Annotated in this window: 16 protein-coding genes, 1 pseudogene and 3 riboswitches; of the genes and pseudogenes, 16 read left to right on the top strand and 1 reads right to left on the bottom strand. The window is 31.9% G+C overall.

Features of this window, described 5'->3' with window-relative positions; genetic code table 11:
• Positions 1–244: 244 nt before the first annotated feature.
• From cobT to nrdG, 4 genes and pseudogenes are all read left to right on the top strand, one after another.
• Positions 245–1,318, top strand: coding sequence for a nicotinate-nucleotide--dimethylbenzimidazole phosphoribosyltransferase (gene cobT, locus B3040_RS02395; protein ID WP_291569817.1), 1,074 nt, complete (start codon positions 245–247; stop codon positions 1,316–1,318).
• A 47-nt stretch (positions 1,319–1,365) separates the two neighbouring features.
• Positions 1,366–1,548 (top strand): annotated as a pseudogene (locus B3040_RS02390) (hypothetical protein); the annotation flags it as partial.
• Between the two features lie 319 nt (positions 1,549–1,867).
• Positions 1,868–4,204: an anaerobic ribonucleoside triphosphate reductase gene (locus B3040_RS02385; protein WP_291569815.1), complete on the top strand. Its 2,337-nt coding sequence runs from the start codon at positions 1,868–1,870 to the stop codon at positions 4,202–4,204.
• Positions 4,205–4,279: 75 nt separating this feature from the next.
• Complete coding sequence (nrdG, locus tag B3040_RS02380; RefSeq protein ID WP_291569813.1) at positions 4,280–4,774, top strand: anaerobic ribonucleoside-triphosphate reductase activating protein; 495 nt, start codon at positions 4,280–4,282, stop codon at positions 4,772–4,774.
• A 113-nt stretch (positions 4,775–4,887) separates the two neighbouring features.
• Here nrdG and B3040_RS02375 read toward each other — a convergent pair whose 3' ends face one another.
• Positions 4,888–6,030, bottom strand: a complete 1,143-nt coding sequence (locus B3040_RS02375; RefSeq protein ID WP_291569811.1) for a YibE/F family protein — start codon at positions 6,028–6,030, stop codon at positions 4,888–4,890.
• 184 nt (positions 6,031–6,214) lie between these two features.
• Positions 6,215–6,402, top strand: a riboswitch (cobalamin riboswitch).
• Between the two features lie 812 nt (positions 6,403–7,214).
• A riboswitch (cobalamin riboswitch) is annotated at positions 7,215–7,400 on the top strand.
• A gap of 403 nt (positions 7,401–7,803) precedes the next feature.
• On the opposite strand from B3040_RS02375, the gene B3040_RS02370 reads away from it, so the two are divergent.
• The 12 genes from B3040_RS02370 to B3040_RS02315 all read left to right on the top strand — a co-directional run bounded on the left by B3040_RS02370 (position 7,804) and on the right by B3040_RS02315 (position 19,957).
• Positions 7,804–8,655: a YitT family protein gene (locus tag B3040_RS02370; protein ID WP_291569809.1), complete on the top strand. Its 852-nt coding sequence runs from the start codon at positions 7,804–7,806 to the stop codon at positions 8,653–8,655.
• Positions 8,656–8,695: 40 nt separating this feature from the next.
• On the top strand, positions 8,696–9,715 hold the full coding sequence (locus B3040_RS02365) for a sigma-54 interaction domain-containing protein (RefSeq protein ID WP_291569807.1): 1,020 nt from the start codon (positions 8,696–8,698) through the stop codon (positions 9,713–9,715).
• Positions 9,716–10,118: 403 nt separating this feature from the next.
• The gene (locus B3040_RS02360) at positions 10,119–11,573 is read left to right on the top strand and encodes a 4-hydroxyphenylacetate 3-hydroxylase family protein (protein ID WP_291569805.1); all 1,455 of its coding nucleotides are present in this window, start codon (positions 10,119–10,121) and stop codon (positions 11,571–11,573) included.
• A gap of 24 nt (positions 11,574–11,597) precedes the next feature.
• Positions 11,598–12,929 carry an acetyl-CoA hydrolase/transferase family protein gene (locus tag B3040_RS02355; protein ID WP_291569803.1) on the top strand — a complete coding sequence of 444 codons (1,332 nt, stop codon included), beginning with the start codon at positions 11,598–11,600 and terminating at the stop codon, positions 12,927–12,929.
• Positions 12,930–12,941: 12 nt separating this feature from the next.
• The gene (locus B3040_RS02350) at positions 12,942–13,130 is read left to right on the top strand and encodes a 4Fe-4S dicluster domain-containing protein (RefSeq protein WP_291569800.1); all 189 of its coding nucleotides are present in this window, start codon (positions 12,942–12,944) and stop codon (positions 13,128–13,130) included.
• Positions 13,123–14,247, top strand: coding sequence for a 2-oxoacid:acceptor oxidoreductase subunit alpha (locus B3040_RS02345; protein WP_291569797.1), 1,125 nt, complete (start codon positions 13,123–13,125; stop codon positions 14,245–14,247). Before B3040_RS02350 ends, B3040_RS02345 begins: the two co-directional genes overlap by 8 nt.
• A 2-nt stretch (positions 14,248–14,249) precedes the next feature.
• Positions 14,250–15,032: a thiamine pyrophosphate-dependent enzyme gene (locus B3040_RS02340; protein ID WP_291569796.1), complete on the top strand. Its 783-nt coding sequence runs from the start codon at positions 14,250–14,252 to the stop codon at positions 15,030–15,032.
• A 1-nt stretch (position 15,033) separates the two neighbouring features.
• Entirely contained in the window at positions 15,034–15,564 is a 531-nt protein-coding gene (locus B3040_RS02335; RefSeq protein WP_291569794.1) for a 2-oxoacid:acceptor oxidoreductase family protein, read from the top strand.
• 17 nt (positions 15,565–15,581) lie between these two features.
• A complete protein-coding gene (locus B3040_RS02330) occupies positions 15,582–16,943 on the top strand; it encodes an aldehyde dehydrogenase family protein (RefSeq protein ID WP_291569792.1) in 1,362 nt (453 codons plus the stop codon).
• A 33-nt stretch (positions 16,944–16,976) separates the two neighbouring features.
• Positions 16,977–18,092: a 4-hydroxybutyrate dehydrogenase gene (locus B3040_RS02325; protein ID WP_291569790.1), complete on the top strand. Its 1,116-nt coding sequence runs from the start codon at positions 16,977–16,979 to the stop codon at positions 18,090–18,092.
• A gap of 169 nt (positions 18,093–18,261) precedes the next feature.
• Positions 18,262–18,444: riboswitch (cobalamin riboswitch) on the top strand.
• Positions 18,445–18,588: 144 nt separating this feature from the next.
• A complete protein-coding gene (locus tag B3040_RS02320; protein WP_291569788.1) occupies positions 18,589–18,909 on the top strand; it encodes a CGGC domain-containing protein in 321 nt (106 codons plus the stop codon).
• Between the two features lie 34 nt (positions 18,910–18,943).
• The gene (locus tag B3040_RS02315; RefSeq protein WP_291569786.1) at positions 18,944–19,957 is read left to right on the top strand and encodes an ABC transporter substrate-binding protein; all 1,014 of its coding nucleotides are present in this window, start codon (positions 18,944–18,946) and stop codon (positions 19,955–19,957) included.
• Positions 19,958–20,033: the final 76 nt, after the last annotated feature.

The raw sequence follows: 20,033 nt of genomic DNA, 5'->3' as shown, positions 1-20,033 counted from the left end.
TTTTACGGGTGGTCTTGACTTCTCGTCAGAATAAGCTTGCTTGTGAACTCAAAATATTCTTCGCATATTTGACTATTATTTGCTTTGAGATGTCTAGGTGAAAGTAATATGAAGTTTTTACATAGAGTGGAACCAATTTAAATTTTATTATTTATATACCAGTACTTAGGATATGTTATAAAGCACTAATAATCCTTATTAAGAGGGTTTTTAATTTAAAAGTTATTATTTTGGAGGGGATAAAATGGAGAGATATTCAGCAGTTATCAGAGAGATAAAAGAGTTGGACAAAGGGGCTATGGAGGAGGCTGCAATAAGACTTGATAACCTTATTAAACCTATAGGAAGTCTTGGTAGGTTAGAGGATATTGCAATTCAGCTTTCAGGAATTACAGGAAATCTACATAATGAAGTTTCAAAGGGCTGTAATGTTATAATGTGTGCAGATAATGGGATTTGGGATGAAGGAATAAGTACCTGTCCTCAAGACTTAACACAAAGCCAAGCTTTGAATTTCACAAGAGGTCTATGCGGAATAAATGCTGTGTGCAGCACTTCGAATATGGATATAAGAGTTGTGGATATTGGAATAAAGGGAGACATTAACCATCCACAAGTCATAAATAAAAAGATAAGATACGGTACTTGGAATATGTGCAAGGGTAGAGCAATGACTGAAGAAGAAGCTATAAAGGCCATTGAAGCAGGGATAGAAGTTGTGGGTGATTTAGTAAAAGAGGGTTATCAAATCATTGGTACAGGAGAAATGGGAATCTGCAACACAAGTACAAGCAGTGCTATAATAATGGCATTAACTGGTTGTTCTTCAGAAGAGGCTGTAGGAATGGGAGCAGGATTAACTGAAGAAGGGTTTGAGAAGAAGAAAAGAGCTATAGAGAAAGCTCTTGAAATAAATAAACCAAGTAAAGAAAATCCTATTGATGTATTAGCAAAAGTAGGAGGCTTTGATATTGCTGGGTTAGTAGGTTGCTTCCTTGGAGCTGCATATTATAGAGTTCCAATTATTGTAGATGGAATAATCTCATCAGCTGCAGCACTTGTTGCTTGGAAGATAAACCCACTAGTTAAAGATTACATGATACCGTCTCATAGTGCTGTAGAGGTGGGACAAAAAATAGTAATGAAAAACCTTGGCTTAGATCCAATATTAAATCTAAATATGAGACTAGGAGAAGGAACGGGCTGTCCTTTAGCGCACAATATAGTAATTGCAGCTACAAGGGTAATGAATAACATGGCTACCTTCCAAGAAGCTGCTATAGCTAGTGAACACTTTGTAGATATAAGAAAGAAATAACTAAAAAATGTAGTGAAACTAACATAGTAGGTTTTGCTCTAATATCAAGATTCTTTAATGATGTAACCTTTGGAATACTATTCGCTATGGTGGCAGGAATCATGGTTTATATATCTTTAGATGAACTATTGCCAGCTTCAGAAAAGTATGGTGAACACCATTTATCAATTTATGGTCTTATTGCTGGTATAGGGTTCCATGATAGAATTTTAGCTTATTCAGCTTCATAAACCCTTAAGGGAATCAGGGCAGGACTCGTGTATAAGTTAAGCTTAAACTCTGGTTCCCTATATGGTAGTTATGGCAGTAAGTTTACTATTATTTATATAAGATATTAAGAGAAATTCCAAAGAAAGATAATAAGATATAGATTTTATAGCTATATTTGGAATGTGATGAGTTTTACAACCGCTACTATATGAAGTATACTTATTTAGAAGTTATACTACATATAGTAGTTGTTTTATATTAATACATAGATAGGGTAGTAAGTATCTCTGCATCTAAGTGTGGAGATTTTTTATGATATTTAACAAGGGAGAAAAAAGCATGAAAAATAAAAATGTTGAAATCCAGAAAGATTATAGAATAATAAAAAGGGATGGACGTATTGTAGATTTTCAAATCGAGAAGATTGCTAGAGCAGTAGAGAGATCTTTTGCAGCATCGGAAGAAGAGTATACCTATGAGTACTGCTTAGAAATGGCGGAGGAAGTTTTTGAAGCACTAATTTTAAATAAGGAAAGTGCTCCAACAGTGGAAGAAATTCAAGATGAAGTAGAAAACTTGCTTATAAAAAAGGGATATTCTAAAACAGCAAAGGCTTATATTTTATATAGAGCTGAGCGAAGCAAAGTTCGTGAAATGAACTCAAATTTGATGAAAGCCTATGAGGATATAACCTTTAAAGCATCTAAGGATAGTGATTTAAAGAGAGAGAATGCAAATGTCAATGGAGATACTGCGATGGGCTCTATGCTTAAGTATGGTTCAGAAGGATCAAAGCATTTTTCGGAAATGTTTATATTAAGACCAGAACATTCTAAGGCACATAAAAATGGAGATATTCATATTCATGATTTAGATTTTTTAACTTTAACCACGACTTGTTGTCAAATAGATTTAATAAAATTGTTCAAGGATGGTTTTAGTACAGGTCATGGAACCTTAAGGGAACCGAATGATATTGCAAGCTATTCAGCTCTTGCATGTATAGCAATTCAATCAAATCAAAATGATCAGCATGGTGGACAAAGTATACCTAATTTTGATTATGCCCTTGCCTTAGGTGTGAAAAAAACTTACATAAAAAATTACATTAAGAACATGTGTAAGGCACTAGAAATCATGCTAGAGGTGGATAATGCAAAAGAGATAGTAACTGAAATTAATACAAAGCTTTTAAATGAAGGAATCGACCTTAGAATTGGATATCACGAAGAATATTGTAAAAGAGAAAGAGACGTATTAGTCTCAAATGGATACAATGACACACTGATAGAAAAGGCGCAAAACTTCTCATTAAAGGAAGCTTGGAATGAAACAGATAAAACAACATATCAAGCAATGGAAGCTTTAATACATAACCTTAATACTATGAATTCAAGAGCAGGTGCGCAAACGCCATTTTCATCTATAAATTATGGAATGGATACTTCAGAGGAAGGAAGAATGGTGGTAAGAAATTTATTATTATCCTTAGAACGAGGCTTAGGAAATGGTGAAACTCCAATTTTCCCTATTCATATCTTTAAAGTGAAGGAAGGAATAAATGTAAACCCAAATGAGCCTAACTATGATTTATTTAGATTGGCTTGTAGAGTGAGTTCTAAAAGATTATTCCCTAACTTTGCTTTCCAAGATGCACCTTTTAATGCAAAATATTATAAACCAGGAAAACCCGAAACTGAGATAGCTTATATGGGCTGCAGAACCAGAGTTATAGCTAATGCCTATGATCCGGAAAGTGAAATTACTTATGGAAGAGGTAACTTAAGCTTTACATCCATTAACTTACCAAGGATTGCACTTAATTCAAAGGGAGATAAAGAGGTTTTCTTTAAAAAACTAGATGAATTAATTGAGCTTTGTACTCATCAACTTCTTGAAAGATTTAAAATTCAATGCAGCAAAAAAGTTAAGAATTATCCTTTCTTAATGGGTCAGGGCATCTGGAGAGATAGTGATAAGTTAGACTTTGAGGATGAAGTTGGTGAGGTATTAAAACATGGTACCTTAACTATAGGTTTCATAGGGCTCGCAGAGTGCTTAGTGGCCTTAGTTGGAAAACATCATGGTGAAGATGAAGAGGCTAGAAAGCTTGGAATTGAAATAATAAGCCATATGAGAAATAGAATGGATGAAGAAGCAGAAAAAACTAAGCTAAATTTTTCATTAATAGCAACTCCAGCAGAAGGGTTATCAGGAAGATTTATAAAAATGGATAAGGAAATCTTTGGGGAAATTAAAGGGGTTACTGACAGAGAGTACTATACTAACAGTTTCCATGTTCCAGTATATTATAAGATAAATGCCTATGATAAGATTATAATTGAAGCACCTTATCATGAATTAACTAATGGTGGACATATTACCTATGTAGAACTAGATGGTGATGCTTCTAAAAATGTAGAAGCTTTTGAAAAAATCATTAAAACCATGCATAAGTCTGGTATAGGCTATGGTTCAATTAACCACCCTGTAGATAGAGACCCTGTATGTGGCTTTAGTGGAATAATTAATGATACATGTCCTAAGTGTGGTAGAACGGATAAAGATATGCCATTTGAAAGAATTAGACGTATTACAGGATACTTAGTAGGTACTCTTGATAGATTTAATAATGCTAAGCTATCTGAAGTTAGGGATAGAGTAAAGCATAATTAAGAGAATTACATTAAACTTATTCGTTTAAGAATAAAAACTAAAATAAAGTAAAATATGACTAAAAGGATGAGTTTCATGAAGATAAAAATATCTAATATAATAAACGACTCCATTGTTGATGGACCGGGAATAAGGCTTGCAGTTTTTACCCAAGGCTGTATCCACAATTGCAAAGGGTGCCATAATCCTCAAACCCATGATATAAGTGGTGGCCAGCCTGTTGATATGAAGTATATAATTGAAATGGTTAATAAGAATCCCTTATTAGATGGAGTGACTATTACTGGTGGAGAGCCATTTTTACAAAGTAAGGAGCTTTCTAGCCTAGCTAAGGAAATAAAGAAACTTGGTTTAAACGTCATGGTTTATACAGGTTATACCTGGGAAGAGCTCATGAGAAGTTATGAAGTCCATGAGAGTTTCTTAAAGGAAATAGATGTATTAGTGGATGGGAGATTTATGCCTGAGTTAAGGTCTCTAGACTTAAAATATAGAGGTTCTTCAAATCAAAGAATTATTGATGTTAAGAAAACCCTTAAGGCTAAACAGGTTTGTAAGTTAGAACTGTAAAACTTAAAGATGATAAGTAGTTAAAGTTTTTCATAATACATGAAAAGTAAGAAAGAGTAGGATATAAACTACTCTTTTTTGTATAGATTCAAAAAGTAAAGACTCTTAAAAAATTAAACTCTCAAGTTCTTTTTATATGTTGAACTCTTCATATTCTTTTGCGATATTTTTTCTAAAAATAAGTAAGTAAAAATTGTTATTGGAATTGTAAGAATCAATCCAATGCTGCCAGCTAAACTTCTAAGAATTTCCGAGAATATAATCTGATTATTAATCACTTCCATGAAATTAGTATTATACACCATATATAACAATAGTACATTCATAGAACCACCAACATAGGCTAATATTAAAGTATTTGACATGGTTCCCATTATATCCTTTCCTACATTAAACCCTGACTTTCTGAGATCTTTAAGGGATAAGTCAGGGTTTAAAATTTTAAGTTCATTCAGGGCAGAAGCAATAGACATACTAACATCCATTACTGCCCCCAATGCACCTAGAATTATTCCAGCAAATAATAAACCTCTAAAATCCAAAGGGCTACTGATTGGAAGTGAACTTAAAATAAAACTTTCATCCTCAGAAAGGCCTGAAAGATGGGCAACTGATATTACAATTTTACTAATAATTCCAGCAACTAGAACTCCACCACAAGTTCCCATAATAGCTACAAAGGTTTTTTTATGAAATCCGTTAAGGATAAGCAAAGTTGCGAAAGTAATTAGGATACAGGTATAAATAGAATAAGAGAAAGGATTTTTACCATCTAAAAGGGAAGGTAAAAAGTATTTTAATATAGCTACAGCTGTTATAATCAAAGTTATAATGGCTTTAAACCCTTTAAAACCCCCTATAATTAGTATAAGTAATAAAAATGCAAATGATAATGCTAAAAGAGGTACTTCTCTAATGTACTGGCTTATATGACCATTAATTGGATTTCCTTTTTCATCATAATTTAGATAAACAATAACTTTATCACCAACTTTTAGGTTAATAGGATTATCTGATGAGGTTTCAAGATCATTCTCTAAGATAATGCTTATTCCCTGATGATTGCCTTGGAGAAGTTTAACAGTTACACGACATGGCGTAAATGAGGAATTTACATCTATAATTTCTCCTTTAATAGAGCTGTTATTAATAGAAGTGGTGGTTTCATCATAAGCTTGTACATTTTTAAAGGAGAATAAGAGGTATACTACTACCACTAGAAAGAAGGAAAAAACTTTTTCAAAGGATAAAGACATAAAATCACCTTCCAATATTTAACATTTAGTTTATTTTAACCCTATTTATTAGATTTAGCAAGTAAAATTATCCTTATAAATTTACAATATAAATACATATATAAATTTTATTTATAGAGCTTATTCCCTTATAAAGTGAAGTATCTATTGCTTTCAAATATTAGTTATGTTAGTATAACAATGAAATAGAATACTAGAAACAGGTTTAACAATAGATGTATAAGTATTTATTGTTAATTAAAAGGGAAGTGGGTTAGAATCCCACACGGTCCCGCCACTGTGAATAGAGAAATTTCTACAATAATTAAACTTTATTATTGTGTAGAAATAATTATCTTAAGTCAGAAAATCTGCCTGTTTTAATGCACTAGGAACTCTACGAGCGATGGAGGGTGTTTGTAAGCATATTTATATGAATTTCTTGCAATATTCTTTTTCTGTTTTTTGGCAGAAGATTTTTTGTTAAGCTATTTTTATGTATTATGTATGTAGCAAACCTCAATCAAGGAGAATTCCATGGTGAGGTTTTTTTATTTTTTTAATATTAAATACATTGGAATGGGAAGAAGAATAACATGAAAAAAATTTTTAAAATCATTTGACAGTGAAATGTTAACAACAAGTGTGATACTTACATTATTTCAAACTCAAGTTTATGCAAGAATATTTTGAAAGTCAGATATATTCAATTTGATTTAGGTGAAAAACTAGTTAAATTAATAAACAGTGAATATATCAATATAAGTAATAATTCGAGTAAAATAATTGAAAATAGTACAAGAACATTAGTAAAGAATAATTAGGAGGAAAGTATGGAGAAGATTGTAAGTTTATTTGTGATAGCGATTATAGCTTCAGCAATGTTAATTGTATGTACATCTATTGATAAGAAAGAAGAAAATTAATGTAAAGAATAGGCACTATAAAGATGTAAAACAAAAAAATAAAGGATTCTCAAACATGGAATAATAAAGTAACAAGAATTAATAAAATGGTAAAAGCTTTAGAGATATATTTTAAGAATCATCATGGGTTAAATATAAGACAGGTAGTCACAAAATAGATAAGTTAACAACCTAATAGTATGTTAATTAGCTATTGTTAATGTAATTAGTTAACAATATATAAAGTTTAAGGGAGGATAGTTGACAAGTTTTGAACTAATTTATATAATTAAAATGAAAATATAATAATAGCTATATGGTTTCTTTTTGATGAAAGAATTAAAAGGGAAAGTGGTGTAAATCCACTACAGCCCCCGCTACTGTAAACACAGACGAGTTCCTAATAACCACTGATACTTTAGTATTGGGAAGGAGGAATTAGAATGAAGTGTGAGTCAGGAGACCTGCCAAATAGTAATGCAAAGCTTTCGGAGGGAAAGGTAGAAGCAATTTAAGATACGTAAGGTATCATTATTTGTGCTACTTAAGAACTTTAGCTGAAGTTCTTTTTTATTTGCAAAAATACAAAAAATATATGTATTTCTGTAGATAAAATATATTAAAGTAGCATAAGAATCAAATTATGCTTGCAGTTGTAAATAGTATAAGTATGGTTTGTCAGAGGAACACTCTTTACTAAATTTAACTGTTAGTTTTTTAACAAGGCTAAAAATAGTGTTTATATTTTTAGTTAAGGTTAAATAAATTAGATTATTGCTGAAAAATTAAAATGTTCACCCCTCCAAGTGCTTATATATTTTTATAAGCACTTTTTGTTATGCACAGTATGTTTTAATAACAAAAATATTAAATTGTAGGAGGAATTAAAATGTTATCAAAATTAAAAGAGTTTTTCTTAATAAACTTAGGAGTTTTAATGGTTGCCTTGGGAATGTATTTTTTCTTAATGCCAAATAACTTAGCTACAGGAGGAGCTAATGGATTAGCAATAGTAATAAATAAATTCAATGAAAATATTTCTGTTGGAACCATAATGCTAATAATAAACTTAATTTTATTTATCCTAGCTTTTCTAATAATTGGAAAAGCCTTTGGTGCTAAAACAATTTATTCTAGTTTTGCAGTATCATTTGTAATTTTTATATTAGAGAGAGTTTTACCTATGAAAAGCTCTCTTACAGGAGAGATTTTTTTAGAGTTGGTTTTTGGAATACTTATATCTGGGATTGGAATGGGAATAGTTTTCAATCAAAATGCTTCTACAGGAGGAACAGATATTATTGCCAAAATACTAAATAAGTTCTTCCATATTGATTTAGGTAAAGGAGTTTTAATGTCTGACTTATTTATAACAGTATTAGCAGCCTTTGCCTTTGGATTAAAACTATCTATGTATGCTATGTTAGGTGTAATTATAAATGGTTTTGTTATTGATGCAATCATTGAAGGACTTAATATGTGTAAAGAGGTTAATATAATTAGTAAAAAAAATAATGATATAAAAAATTACATTAGAGAAGATTTAGGAAAAACATCAACAAGCTATAATGCAATTGGAGATTATACAGAGGGAAAAAGAGAAATTATCGTAGTTGTAATTAGTAGGAGAGATTTCATTAAACTAAAAAACTATATTACAAAGATTGATAAAGAGGCATTCATAACAGTTAGAAATACTTGTGAGGTTTTTGGTAATGGGTTTAAAAGCTTAACTTTATAGTAATCAAATTTTGGTTTCTAATGCAAAGGGGCAAATAGGAATGGGGAAAAGTTGTAGAATTATTGAAAATAAATTAATAGATGGATGTAAGAGAAGTTTATATGACATAAGTAAAATGATAGTTGAAGATAACTCTATGTTGGAAGTACTGAACACTGCATATAAAGTTTCAAAAGTAGAATCATCAGTTATAATTTTAGGAGAAACAGGCGTGGGTAAAGAAGGAATTGCAAAGTATATACATTATAGCAGTTCAAGAAAAAATCATTCGTTTATAACAATAAATTGTGGAGCTATACCAAATGGATTGATAGAATCAGAATTATTTGGCTATGAGCCAGGTGCTTTTACTGGGGCTAGTAAAACAGGTAAGATGGGATTATTTCAATTAGCAGATAAAGGAACAATTTTCTTAGATGAAGTTGGTGAACTTCCACAAGAAGTACAAGTAAAGCTTTTAAGAGTTTTACAAGAGCAGGAGATAGAGAAAGTTGGTGGAATAAAATCAATAAAAATAAATGTTAGGGTGATTGCAGCTACTCACAGAAATTTACAGGATCTTATTTCTAAAGGTTTGTTTAGAGAAGATTTATACTATAGGTTATGTACATTACCTATTAAAATACCACCATTAAGAGAAAGAAAAAGCGATATTATACCACTTGTCAAGTACTTTGCAACAGTAATTAATAAAAAGTATAATTTAGATGTAAACTTTAATAAAGAGGCTTTAGAATGTCTAAGAGGATACCATTGGCCAGGAAATGTAAGAGAACTTAGAAATATTGTAGAGATGTCCATAGTTATGAGTGAAGCTAACCTTATTGGGGTACTGGATTTACCGGAACACATTATTAATAACTCAAAGAGCGATGAGGTAGAATTTAGTGTTAGTAATTTATCTATCAAAGGAAATTCACTCAAAGATATAATGGAAAAGATAGAAGAAGAGATAATTGAAGATGCTATACAAAGATATGGAAGTATTAGAATGACAGCAAAGGCATTAGGAGTAGATTCCTCAACATTAATCCGCAAAAGGCAAAAGTACAGAGGCTAATAAGTTTAAAATGGGCCGTCTCAAAATAAAATTTTGAGACGGCTCATTTTTTATACATATAATTCAATATATTCATTCTGATGCAAAATTGCAGTGTATGTAATTTTGCATCACTATTAAAGGGATTAATAAAATAAGAATTTACTGTTTCCAAGTTTAAGTAAAAAAACATAGAGAAATGTTTGGAATAAGGTATGAAGCCAATTATATGAAAATTAAAGCTAAAACATAAGTAATAAATAAATATATAGTAATTTATATGAGAATTTAGAAGCGTGTAGAGGTTGAGTTTTATAGTACAACTTTAAAATGTTGTTTAGTTTTTTGAATTTTACCATCATATTAAAATGTTGGCATGAATTTTGCTTTATATAATAATGAGTAAATTAAGGAGGGAATTTTTATGACAATAAAGACTAAAGAACAGTATATAGAAAGCCTTAGAAAATTAAAGCATAAGGTGTATTTATTTGGAGAGCTTATTGAAAATCCAGTAGATCATCCAATGATTAGACCATCTTTAAACTCAGTGGCAATGACTTATGAATTAGCAAATGACCCACAGTATGAAAATATAATGACTGCTACTTCTAATTTAACAGGAAAGAAAGTTAATAGATTTTGTCACCTACATCAAAGCACTGAGGATTTATTAAACAAAGTAAAGATGCAAAGATTATGTGGTCAAAAAACAGGAGCTTGCTTCCAACGTTGTGTGGGCATGGATGCCTTCAATGCAGTTTACAGCACCACCTTTGAAATTGATGAAGCACATGGAACTAACTATCATGAAAGATTTAAAAAATACTTGGAATTTGTTCAGGAAAATGACTTAGTAGTGGATGGTGCAATGACAGATCCCAAAGGAGATAGATCCCTACCGCCTAGTAAACAAAAGGATCTAGACTCTTATTTAAGAGTAGTTGAAAGAAGAAGCGATGGTATTGTGGTTAGAGGTGCAAAAGCACACCAAACAGGTATGATTAACTCTCATGAAATAATTGTTATGCCTACAATTACAATGGGACCAGAAGATAAGGATTGGGCTGTAGCATTTGCAATTCCTGTAGATGCTGAAGGTATATTCAGCATCTACGGAAGACAATCCTGTGATACTAGAAAGCTTGAAGAAGGTGCAGATATTGACTTAGGAAATAGCAAATTTGGAGGACATGAAACTCTTACCATTTTTGAAGATGTATTTGTTCCTAATGAAAGAATTTTCCTAAATGGAGAAGTTGAGTTTTCAGGAATGTTAGTAGAAAGATTTGCAGGATACCATAGACAAAGCTATGGTGGTTGCAAGGTTGGAGTTGGTGACGTTCTTATCGGAGCAACTGCAGTTGCAGCAGAATACAATGGAGCAAATAAAGCTTCTCATATTAAAGATAAAATTATTGAAATGACTCATTTAAATGAAACCTTGTACAGCTGCGGTATTGCCTGTTCCTGTGAAGGTTGTGCTACAAAGGCTGGAAACTATCAAATAGATCTTTTATTAGCAAATGTTTGTAAGCAAAACATAACAAGATTCCCTTATGAAATAGCAAGGCTTGCTGAGGATATTGCTGGGGGATTAATGGTTACAATGCCTTCTGAAAAAGATTTTAAAGATCCTAAGTTAGGACCTTATATTGAAAAATATCTAAAGGGTATAGCAAAAGTTTCAACAGAAAATAGATTAAGAATATTAAGGTTAATTGAAAATATAACTCTAGGAGCTGCTGCAGTAGGTTATAGAACAGAATCTATGCATGGTGCAGGTTCACCACAAGCACAAAGAATCATGATTTCAAGACAAAGTGATTTAGAACAAAAGAAAAAACTAGCTAAAGATATAGCGAATATTACTGAATAATCTGGAGAAACAAGGAGTGAAAATATGAACTGGAAAGATTTATATAAAGATAAGTTAGTTAGTGCAATAGAAGCAGCTAGTAAGATAAAAAACGGAGATAGAGTAGTAACTGGACATGCTGCAGGTGAACCCCAAAAGGTTTTGGAAGCTATGGTTAACAATTGGGATAGATTTGCATCGGTAGAAATAGCCCACATGATTGGTATGGGGAAAAGTGAATATATAAAGGAAAATATGGAATTTTCATTTAGGCATAATTCTTTTTTTGCTGGACCTTCTACACGTGAAGCTATAAATGATGGTAGAGCTGATTTTACTCCTTGTTTTTTTTCGGAGATTCCTAAGCTTTTTAAAGAGGGTTATTACAAAGTAAATGTAGCTATAATTCAAGTTTCACAGCCAGATAATCACGGATTTTGTAGCTTCGGAGTTTCAAATGATTATACGAAGGTTGCAGCTGAGTGTGCTGATGTTGTAATAGCAGAAGTTAATAAAAATATGCCAAGAACACTAGGAGACAACTTTATACACATTAATGATATAGATTATATTGTTGAAGTAGACTACCCTATTCTTGAACTTAAACCCGGAAAAATAGGTGAGGTTGAAAAGGTTATAGGGGAAAATTGCGCTTTGTTAATAGAAGATGGTGCAACCTTACAGTTAGGTATTGGAGCTATTCCTGATGCGGTACTTTTAAATTTAAAAGGCAAAAAGGATTTAGGTATACATTCGGAGATGATCTCTGATGGAGTTGTTGACCTTGTAGAAGCTGGTGTCATCACAAATAAAAGAAAAACACTTCATAAAAATAAGATTGTAGCTACTTTTCTAATGGGAACAAAGAAATTATATGATTTTGCTAATGATAATCCAATGATAGAAATGCTGCCTGTGGATTATGTTAATGACCCCTGGATTATTGGGAAGAATGATAATTTAGTTTCTATAAATTCTTGTCTACAAATAGATCTCATGGGGCAAGTTGCATCTGAAACAATTGGATTAAAGCAGTACAGTGGTGTTGGAGGACAAGTTGATTTCATTAGAGGTGCAAACAAATCACTTGGTGGAAAATCTGTAATAGCTATTCCATCTACTGCTTCTAATGGGAAGGTATCAAGAATAGTACCATTTTTAGACCATGGAGCAGCAGTTACAACTACAAGGAATGATGTACATTATGTAGTTACTGAATTTGGAATTGCAGAATTAAGAGGTAAAACCTTAAAGGAAAGAGCTAGAGCTCTTATAAATATTGCTCATCCCAAATTTAGAGGTGAGCTTATAAAAGAATGGGAGAGAAGATTCAATAATAAATTTGATTATTTTATTTATTATAAGATTCATGAGTAAAGGATGGTAAAAATGTTATTTATTAATGAAAGTTACTGTAAAGGCTGCGATTTATGTATAGATTTCTGTCCGAAGAAAGTTTTAGAAAAACAGCATGGCAAAGCAATTATAGCTAATGAAGAAGCTTGTATTAAATGTGGAATCTGTGAAAGAATTTGTCCTGATTTTGCTATAAGTTTAAGGAGTGATAAGAATGAATAATATGGTACTTATGCAAGGCAGTGAGGCATGTGTAAAAGGTGCCATAGCAGCTGGTTTAAAATTTTATGCTGGCTACCCAATAAGCCCTGCTAGTGAAATTGCAGAAATCTGTTCAATTGAATTGCCTAAGGTAAAGGGGAAATTTATTCAAATGGAAGATGAAATTGCAGGTATGGCAGCTGTTGTTGGAGGTTCCTTAGCAGGATTAAAATCTATGACAGCAACCAGTGGACCAGGATTTTCTCTTAAGCAAGAAGTTATTGGATATGCTTCCATGGCAGAGGTACCTTGTGTAATAGTAGATGTGATGAGAGGGGGACCAAGTACAGGACTTCCAACCTCAGCTTCTCAAGGAGATGTAATGCAAAGTATTTGGGGAACTCATGGAGATCATCCAGTAATAGTTGTGGCACCAACCTCCGTGTCGAATACCTATAATTTAACTATTGAAGCTTTTAATTATGCTGAGAACTATAGAGTACCTGTTATTCTTCTATTAGATGAAGTAATAGCTCATATGAGAGAAAGTGTTAAAATAGAAGATTGTAACAGCATTGATATTATTGATAGAAAGAAGCCAAATAGCAAAGAACAATTCAAAGGCTATGAAAATACAGAGGATATGATTCCACCTATGGCAGATATAGGAGAAGGTCATAAGTTTCATGTTACGGGCTTAAATCATGATGAGTTTGGATACCCATCAAACTGTAGCAAAACCGCTACCATACTTTTAGATAGATTATTAAACAAGATAAAGAGCAATAGAGATAAAATAGTTAAATATGAAAGTTTCAATACTGAGAACTGTAAGAAATTAATTGTTGCTTATGGTTCTGTAGCTAATGCTTGTAAAGAGTTAATCTTAAATAAAATTCTTGAGGATGTTGGACTCTTTGTACCATACACCTTATGGCCTTTCCCAGACTTAGAATTAGAGAAAATAATTAAAGGTGGAACTGTAGAAAAAATTTATATGACTGAGCTTAATGCAGGACAACTTATATATGAAGTAGAAAGAATTGCAAAAGGAAAATGTCCTGTTGTTGGCATAAATAAATACTGCGGTGAAATATTTGAGCCTAATGAAATAATTAAGGTTATTAGAGGAGAGTAATCATGAGGGAACATTTGATTGAAAAGTACCTAAGAAAAGATAAACTACCACATATTTGGTGTAGTGGATGTGGACATGGAATAGTGTTAAAAGCATTAATTGAAGCTATTGACTCCTTAGATTGTAATAAAGAGGATATATGTGTGATATCAGGAATAGGTTGCTCCTCAAGAGCAGCTCAATATATGAACTTTGATACTATTCATACCTTACATGGAAGAGCTATCCCATATGCTACGGGGATAAAATTAGCGAATCCAAAGCTTAAAGTTATTGTAATCAGCGGAGATGGTGATGCAACAGCCATTGGAGGAAATCACTTAATCCATGGGTGTAGAAGAAACATAGATTTAACATTAATTGTTATGAATAATAATATTTATGGAATGACAGGAGGTCAGTGTTCACCAACTACTCCTAAAAATGCTAGAACAACAACAACAGAGGATGGAAATCTTTGTAATGACTTTAACATATGTAATTTATGTGATGCAGCAGGGGCCACCTATGTAGCAAGAGGCACAGTAGCACACTATAATCAGTTGGTTAAAGCAATAACAGGAGCTATCAACAATAAAGGCTTTTCAATGGTAGAGGCTTTAACTCCTTGTCCAGTGCAGTATGGAAGAAGAAACTCACAAAGAAGACCTTCAGATATGTATAAGGCTCTTATGGAGGGTGTAAAATCTCAAGATGAAAAACTAAAAATCGGGGTTTTAAAAGACACAACTGAGCCAGAGTACGTGGAACAGTACATAAATAATGTTCTAATGGAGGAAAAGTAAAATGGATAAGAAAGAAATAATTCTAACAGGACTTGGCGGGCAGGGGATTGTAAAGTCTGGAATAATACTTGCTGAAGCAGCAGTACTAGAAGGAAAACATGTGGTTCAAACTCAGAATTATGGACCTGAATCAAGAGGTGGCTGTTGTAGAGCAGATGTAATAATTTCAAATGATGATATATATTATCCTAGGGTTAGCAATGCAAATATCATAATTGCTCTTACACAAAGTGGATATGACAAATTTAAAGAACAGGCTTCAGAGGAAGCTATGATTATTGTAGACGAGGGTGTAGAAGTTGAGAAAACCCACAGTTGTGTAAAATTGCCAATAGTAAAAACTTCAGAAGAGGAACTGAAAAATCCACAAGGTATAAATATGGTTTGTTTAGGTGCTTTAGCAGCTTTAACTAACATTATCAAATATGACAACCTTAAAAAAGCCATTGAAGAAAATGTACCAAAGGCAACCATCGAAAAAAATCTTATAGCCTTTGACAAAGGTATATCTATAGCAAGGAAAGTAGCATAATTTAGGAGGAGAAACAAATGGAAAAAAATAATTTAGATTTAATGATAGAAAAAGGTAGAACTGCGCAGAAGGAGTTTGAATGTTTTTCTCAAAGTCAAGTAGATATGATAGTTAAAGCTATCGGAAAAGTTATTTATGATAGAGCAGAAGAGTTAGCTAAAATGGCTATCGAAGAAACTGGCATGGGAGTGTATAACCACAAAGTGTTAAAAAACAAAGGAAAAGCTAAAGCTATTTGGAATAACCTAAAAGATAAAAAATCAGTAGGTATTATTGAAGAAGACATTGAAAATGCAATAATAAAAGTTGCAAAACCAATAGGAGTGGTAGGTGCTGTAACTCCTTGCACTAATCCTATAGTAACACCAATGTGTAACTCCATGTTTGCACTTAAAGGAAGAAATTCAATAATTGTTGCACCACACCCGAGAGCTAAAAAATGTGCAAAATATGTTGTAGAACTATTTAATAAAGAAATTACTAAGCTTGGAGCACCAGATAATTTAATACAAGTTATTGAAGAACCATCAATTGAGCTTACAAATGAGCTTATGAAAAAAGCTGACGTAATTGTAGCTACTGGTGGTATGGGAATGGTTAAAGCTGCATATAGTAGTGGAATACCAGCCTTTGGAGTAGGTGCTGGTAATGTGCAGTGCATCATAGACAGAGATGTTAACTTAGAAGAAGTAGTACCCAAAATTATTACTGGAAGAACTTTTGATAATGGAATTATTTGTTCAGGAGAACAGTCTATTATAGCACCAAAAGAAAATTATAAGGAAATAATAGATGAGTTCAAGAAAAAGGGTGCTTATTATGTAGAAGATGAAGCAGAGATTGACAAATTTGCTAAGGTTTTATTTTTAAATGGCAGCATAAATGGAAAAATTGTTGGACAAAGTGTTAATTTTATAGGAGACCTTGCCGGGGTTAGTATACCAGAAGGAACTAAGGTTATAGTATTAAAGGCTAGAGGTTGTGGACAAGATGATATCTTATGCAAGGAAAAAATGTGCCCAGTTATGGTTTCCTTTGAATACGACACATTTGAAGAGGCTATCAAAATAGCCCAAAGTAACTTAAATGTTGAAGGAAAAGGACACTCTTGTGCAATTCATTCAAATAATATAGAAAATATTAAGTTTGCAGGAGTGATGTTAACAATATCCAGACTAGTTGTTAATCAGCCTTCTTCAACTTCAGCCGGTGGAGCACTCTATAATGGATTCGCCCCAACTACAACTTTAGGCTGTGGTTCTTGGGGAAATAATAGTATTTCAGAAAATCTAGATTATAAACATTTAATAAATGTTTCAAGAATAGGCCTTTATAATAAAGAAGCGTATATACCATCTGATGAAGAGATTTGGGAATAATTCTTCAAATAAACAGAGGAAAGAGGTAAAGATATGAAACTTATTGAAATAAAACCGAAGATTTTTAAATTTGATAATTGCAAAGAGTTTATAAGTGAATTTAATATAGGGGGAAAAGATTTAATTTTCACTAATAGATTTTTATTTGAAGCTTTTCTTAAGCACTTAGCTTTAGACTGCCATTATATCTTTCAAGAGGATTATGATTTAAAAGAACCTTCAGATGATATAATTGATAAAATTCTATCAGATATGGAGGATAAAGAGATAAAAAGAGTTGTAGCTATAGGTGGAGGCTCAATCATTGATATTTCAAAAGTGTTAATTTTAAAAGATGTAACAAGCACTCAGGAGCTATTTGAAAAGAAAATAGTACCAATTAAGGATAAAGAGCTATTAATAATTCCAACTACTTGTGGTACAGGTAGCGAAGTTACTAATATTTCTATTACTGAAATCAAAGCTAAGCAAACTAAAATGGGTTTAGCAACGGAAGAGTTATATGCAGATTATGCTATTTTAATACCAGAGCTAGTAAGAGAGCTTCCATATAATTTCTTTGTTTATAGCTCAATAGACGCCTTGATTCATGCGATAGAAGCTTTAGTTTCACCAAAGGCTAATGTGTTTACAGAAATATACAGCTTTGAAGCTATAAAAATAATAATTAAAGGCTACAAAGATATAATAGAAAAAGGAGCAGAGTACAGAAAGGAAATAATAGAAGATTTTCTAATGGCTAGTTGCTATGCAGGAATTGCTTTTGGAAATGCAGGAGTTGGGGCAGTTCATGCACTGTCCTATCCACTTGGAGGAAAGTACCACGTTCCTCATGGAGAAGCAAATTATGACTTTTTCATAGAAGTATTTAAGTTTTATAATGATAAGAACCCACAAGATAAAATAGGTAGAGTAAATGAATTTTTAGCACAGCTTCTTAATACAGAGGTGACAGAAGTTTATAATGAACTAGAAAAACTTTTAAATAATTTGATTGTTAGAAAAAGTCTTAAGGAATATGGAATGAGAGAAGAAGAGATAATTTCCTTTAGTGAAAGCGTTATTGAAGGGCAACAAAGACTTCTTGCTAATAACTACGTACCAATGAGTAGTGAGGATATTAAAGATATTTATAAAAAGTTATTCTAATTAATTGCCATCCTTAGAGACACCCATATTAAATGATTAATTGTATAAAATATCAGTAAAGAAGATAAAATATTTACTGATATTTTTTTAATTTATCATCTTGTAATGCATTAACCTTGATTTAAGTTTTTTTTAGTGCTATAATGTTTTTGGTAAATAAAACATATAATTTAATATTTTGACATTAGGTGCTCTTATTTTATAAGAGTTAAAAGGGAAAGTGGTTAAAATCCACTGCAGCCCCCGCTACTGTAAAAGAGGATGAAATCCGATAATGCCATTGGGAAACTGAGAAGGCCGGAGAGTAAGATGATCCTTAAGCCAGTAAACCTGCCTCGTGTTGATAAGTTTTAGTCTTCGGAGGGAGGATGAGAAATAGGCGTTAGGATAAAAAAAGGATGTAATTATTCCTTTTTTAAAGTTATGGCATTTTCCACACTCTTGAGAGTGTGGTTTTTTATTTTAATAAAAATATTTATTTTGAGAGGAGGTACAAATGAAAATAGCAATTGGTGTATGTGAAAAAATAAATGGAATATGTACAACCATGGGATGTTTTAAAGCATTAAACCATAGAGAAAAAAACTTTAGTATCTATGAAAATGAAGATTTAGAGCTCATGTCATTTTTTACTTGTGATGCTTGTTCTAAAAATTCAGATGAAAACTTAATAAATATTGCTAAAAAGTTACAACAAGCAGATGTGAAAAGACTTCATTTGGGGGTATGTATTGTTAAATGCGAAGTTCATAGAACTAAACATATAAAGGAAATATTTGAAAAACATTTCATTGAAGTAATAGAAGGAACTCATTAAAAAATGTAATTGAAATACGAAGGAGATATTTGAAATGAAAAAGATTATAAGTATGATTTTGATAGGCTGTATGCTATTTGGAGCAAGTGGCTGTGGAAATAAAGATGGAGTACAGGATTCTAATGGAAAAGCTAAAACTGAAGCTAATAATAAACAGTCATCTCATTATCCTGTTACAATTAAAACCTATAATTACGCAAAACAACCAGTGGAAGTTACTTTTAAAAAGGCCCCAGAAAAGGTTGTTGCAGTTTATCAAAATTCAATAGAAACATTGCTAGCTTTAGGACTTCAGGATAAAATTGTTGCAGCAGCACAGCTAGACCATGAAGTTAAAGAGGAATATAAAGATGCTTTTAAAAACATTAAATATTATGAAAAAGTGCCTACAAAAGAAGAGGTTATTGCCTTACAACCAGATTTTATATTAAGTTGGTATTCTCTATTCGGAGAAAAAAAGCTTGGGGATGTAGGTTTTTGGCATGAAAGAGGAATAAATACATATATGTCACAAAATAGCGGTGTTATTAAGCCTAATACCTTACAAAACGAATATGATGATATTTTAAATATGGGTAAAATTTTTAATGTAGAAGATAAAGCTAACAAAATAGTTGACACAATGAAAAAGGAAATTGAAAAGGCTAAAGATTTTGTTAAAGGAAAACAAACAGTTAAAACAGTAATTTTAGAAGTAGAAAAAGATGGGTTATTTAGAATTTATGGAGAAGATAGTATTGGCGGAGATATTTCAAAACAAGTTGGAGCAGATTTACTAGCTAAAACAAGCGGTAAAATTGGAAATGAAGATTTGATAAAACTTAATCCAGATGTAATTTTTACTGTTTATTATGGAAAAGAAATTGAAAAAGATGCTGCATTAAAGCAAGTAATGGAGAATCCAGCACTTTCAAGCATTTCAGCTGTAAACTCAAAAAGAGTACATCCTATAATGCTAAGTGAAGTTTATGCAAGTGGCATAAGAACTTTAGATGGCATAAAAACAATATCAAAAGGATTATATCCTGAATTATATGGTAATAAATAAAAATGAAAATGAAAAGAGCATTTAACCATAACATACAAAATGGTATCATTAGTAGAAGGGGCTGTCGCTTTAGCAG

This window comes from Clostridium sp. UBA4548 (assembly GCF_002387895.1).
Lineage (GTDB): Bacteria > Bacillota > Clostridia > Clostridiales > Clostridiaceae > Clostridium_J.
The sequence above is the reverse complement of the archived record's forward strand: the minus strand, read 5'-3'. Positions and strand labels throughout refer to the sequence as shown.

Coding starts and splice junctions, on each gene's coding strand:
- cobT (WP_291569817.1), top strand. CDS start 245: ATGGAGAGATATTCAGCAGTTATCAGAGAGATAAAAGAGTTGGACAAA.
- B3040_RS02385 (WP_291569815.1), top strand. CDS start 1,868: ATGAAAAATAAAAATGTTGAAATCCAGAAAGATTATAGAATAATAAAA.
- nrdG (WP_291569813.1), top strand. CDS start 4,280: ATGAAGATAAAAATATCTAATATAATAAACGACTCCATTGTTGATGGA.
- B3040_RS02375 (WP_291569811.1), bottom strand. CDS start 6,030: ATGTCTTTATCCTTTGAAAAAGTTTTTTCCTTCTTTCTAGTGGTAGTA.
- B3040_RS02370 (WP_291569809.1), top strand. CDS start 7,804: ATGTTATCAAAATTAAAAGAGTTTTTCTTAATAAACTTAGGAGTTTTA.
- B3040_RS02365 (WP_291569807.1), top strand. CDS start 8,696: ATGGGGAAAAGTTGTAGAATTATTGAAAATAAATTAATAGATGGATGT.
- B3040_RS02360 (WP_291569805.1), top strand. CDS start 10,119: ATGACAATAAAGACTAAAGAACAGTATATAGAAAGCCTTAGAAAATTA.
- B3040_RS02355 (WP_291569803.1), top strand. CDS start 11,598: ATGAACTGGAAAGATTTATATAAAGATAAGTTAGTTAGTGCAATAGAA.
- B3040_RS02350 (WP_291569800.1), top strand. CDS start 12,942: ATGTTATTTATTAATGAAAGTTACTGTAAAGGCTGCGATTTATGTATA.
- B3040_RS02345 (WP_291569797.1), top strand. CDS start 13,123: ATGAATAATATGGTACTTATGCAAGGCAGTGAGGCATGTGTAAAAGGT.
- B3040_RS02340 (WP_291569796.1), top strand. CDS start 14,250: ATGAGGGAACATTTGATTGAAAAGTACCTAAGAAAAGATAAACTACCA.
- B3040_RS02335 (WP_291569794.1), top strand. CDS start 15,034: ATGGATAAGAAAGAAATAATTCTAACAGGACTTGGCGGGCAGGGGATT.
- B3040_RS02330 (WP_291569792.1), top strand. CDS start 15,582: ATGGAAAAAAATAATTTAGATTTAATGATAGAAAAAGGTAGAACTGCG.
- B3040_RS02325 (WP_291569790.1), top strand. CDS start 16,977: ATGAAACTTATTGAAATAAAACCGAAGATTTTTAAATTTGATAATTGC.
- B3040_RS02320 (WP_291569788.1), top strand. CDS start 18,589: ATGAAAATAGCAATTGGTGTATGTGAAAAAATAAATGGAATATGTACA.
- B3040_RS02315 (WP_291569786.1), top strand. CDS start 18,944: ATGAAAAAGATTATAAGTATGATTTTGATAGGCTGTATGCTATTTGGA.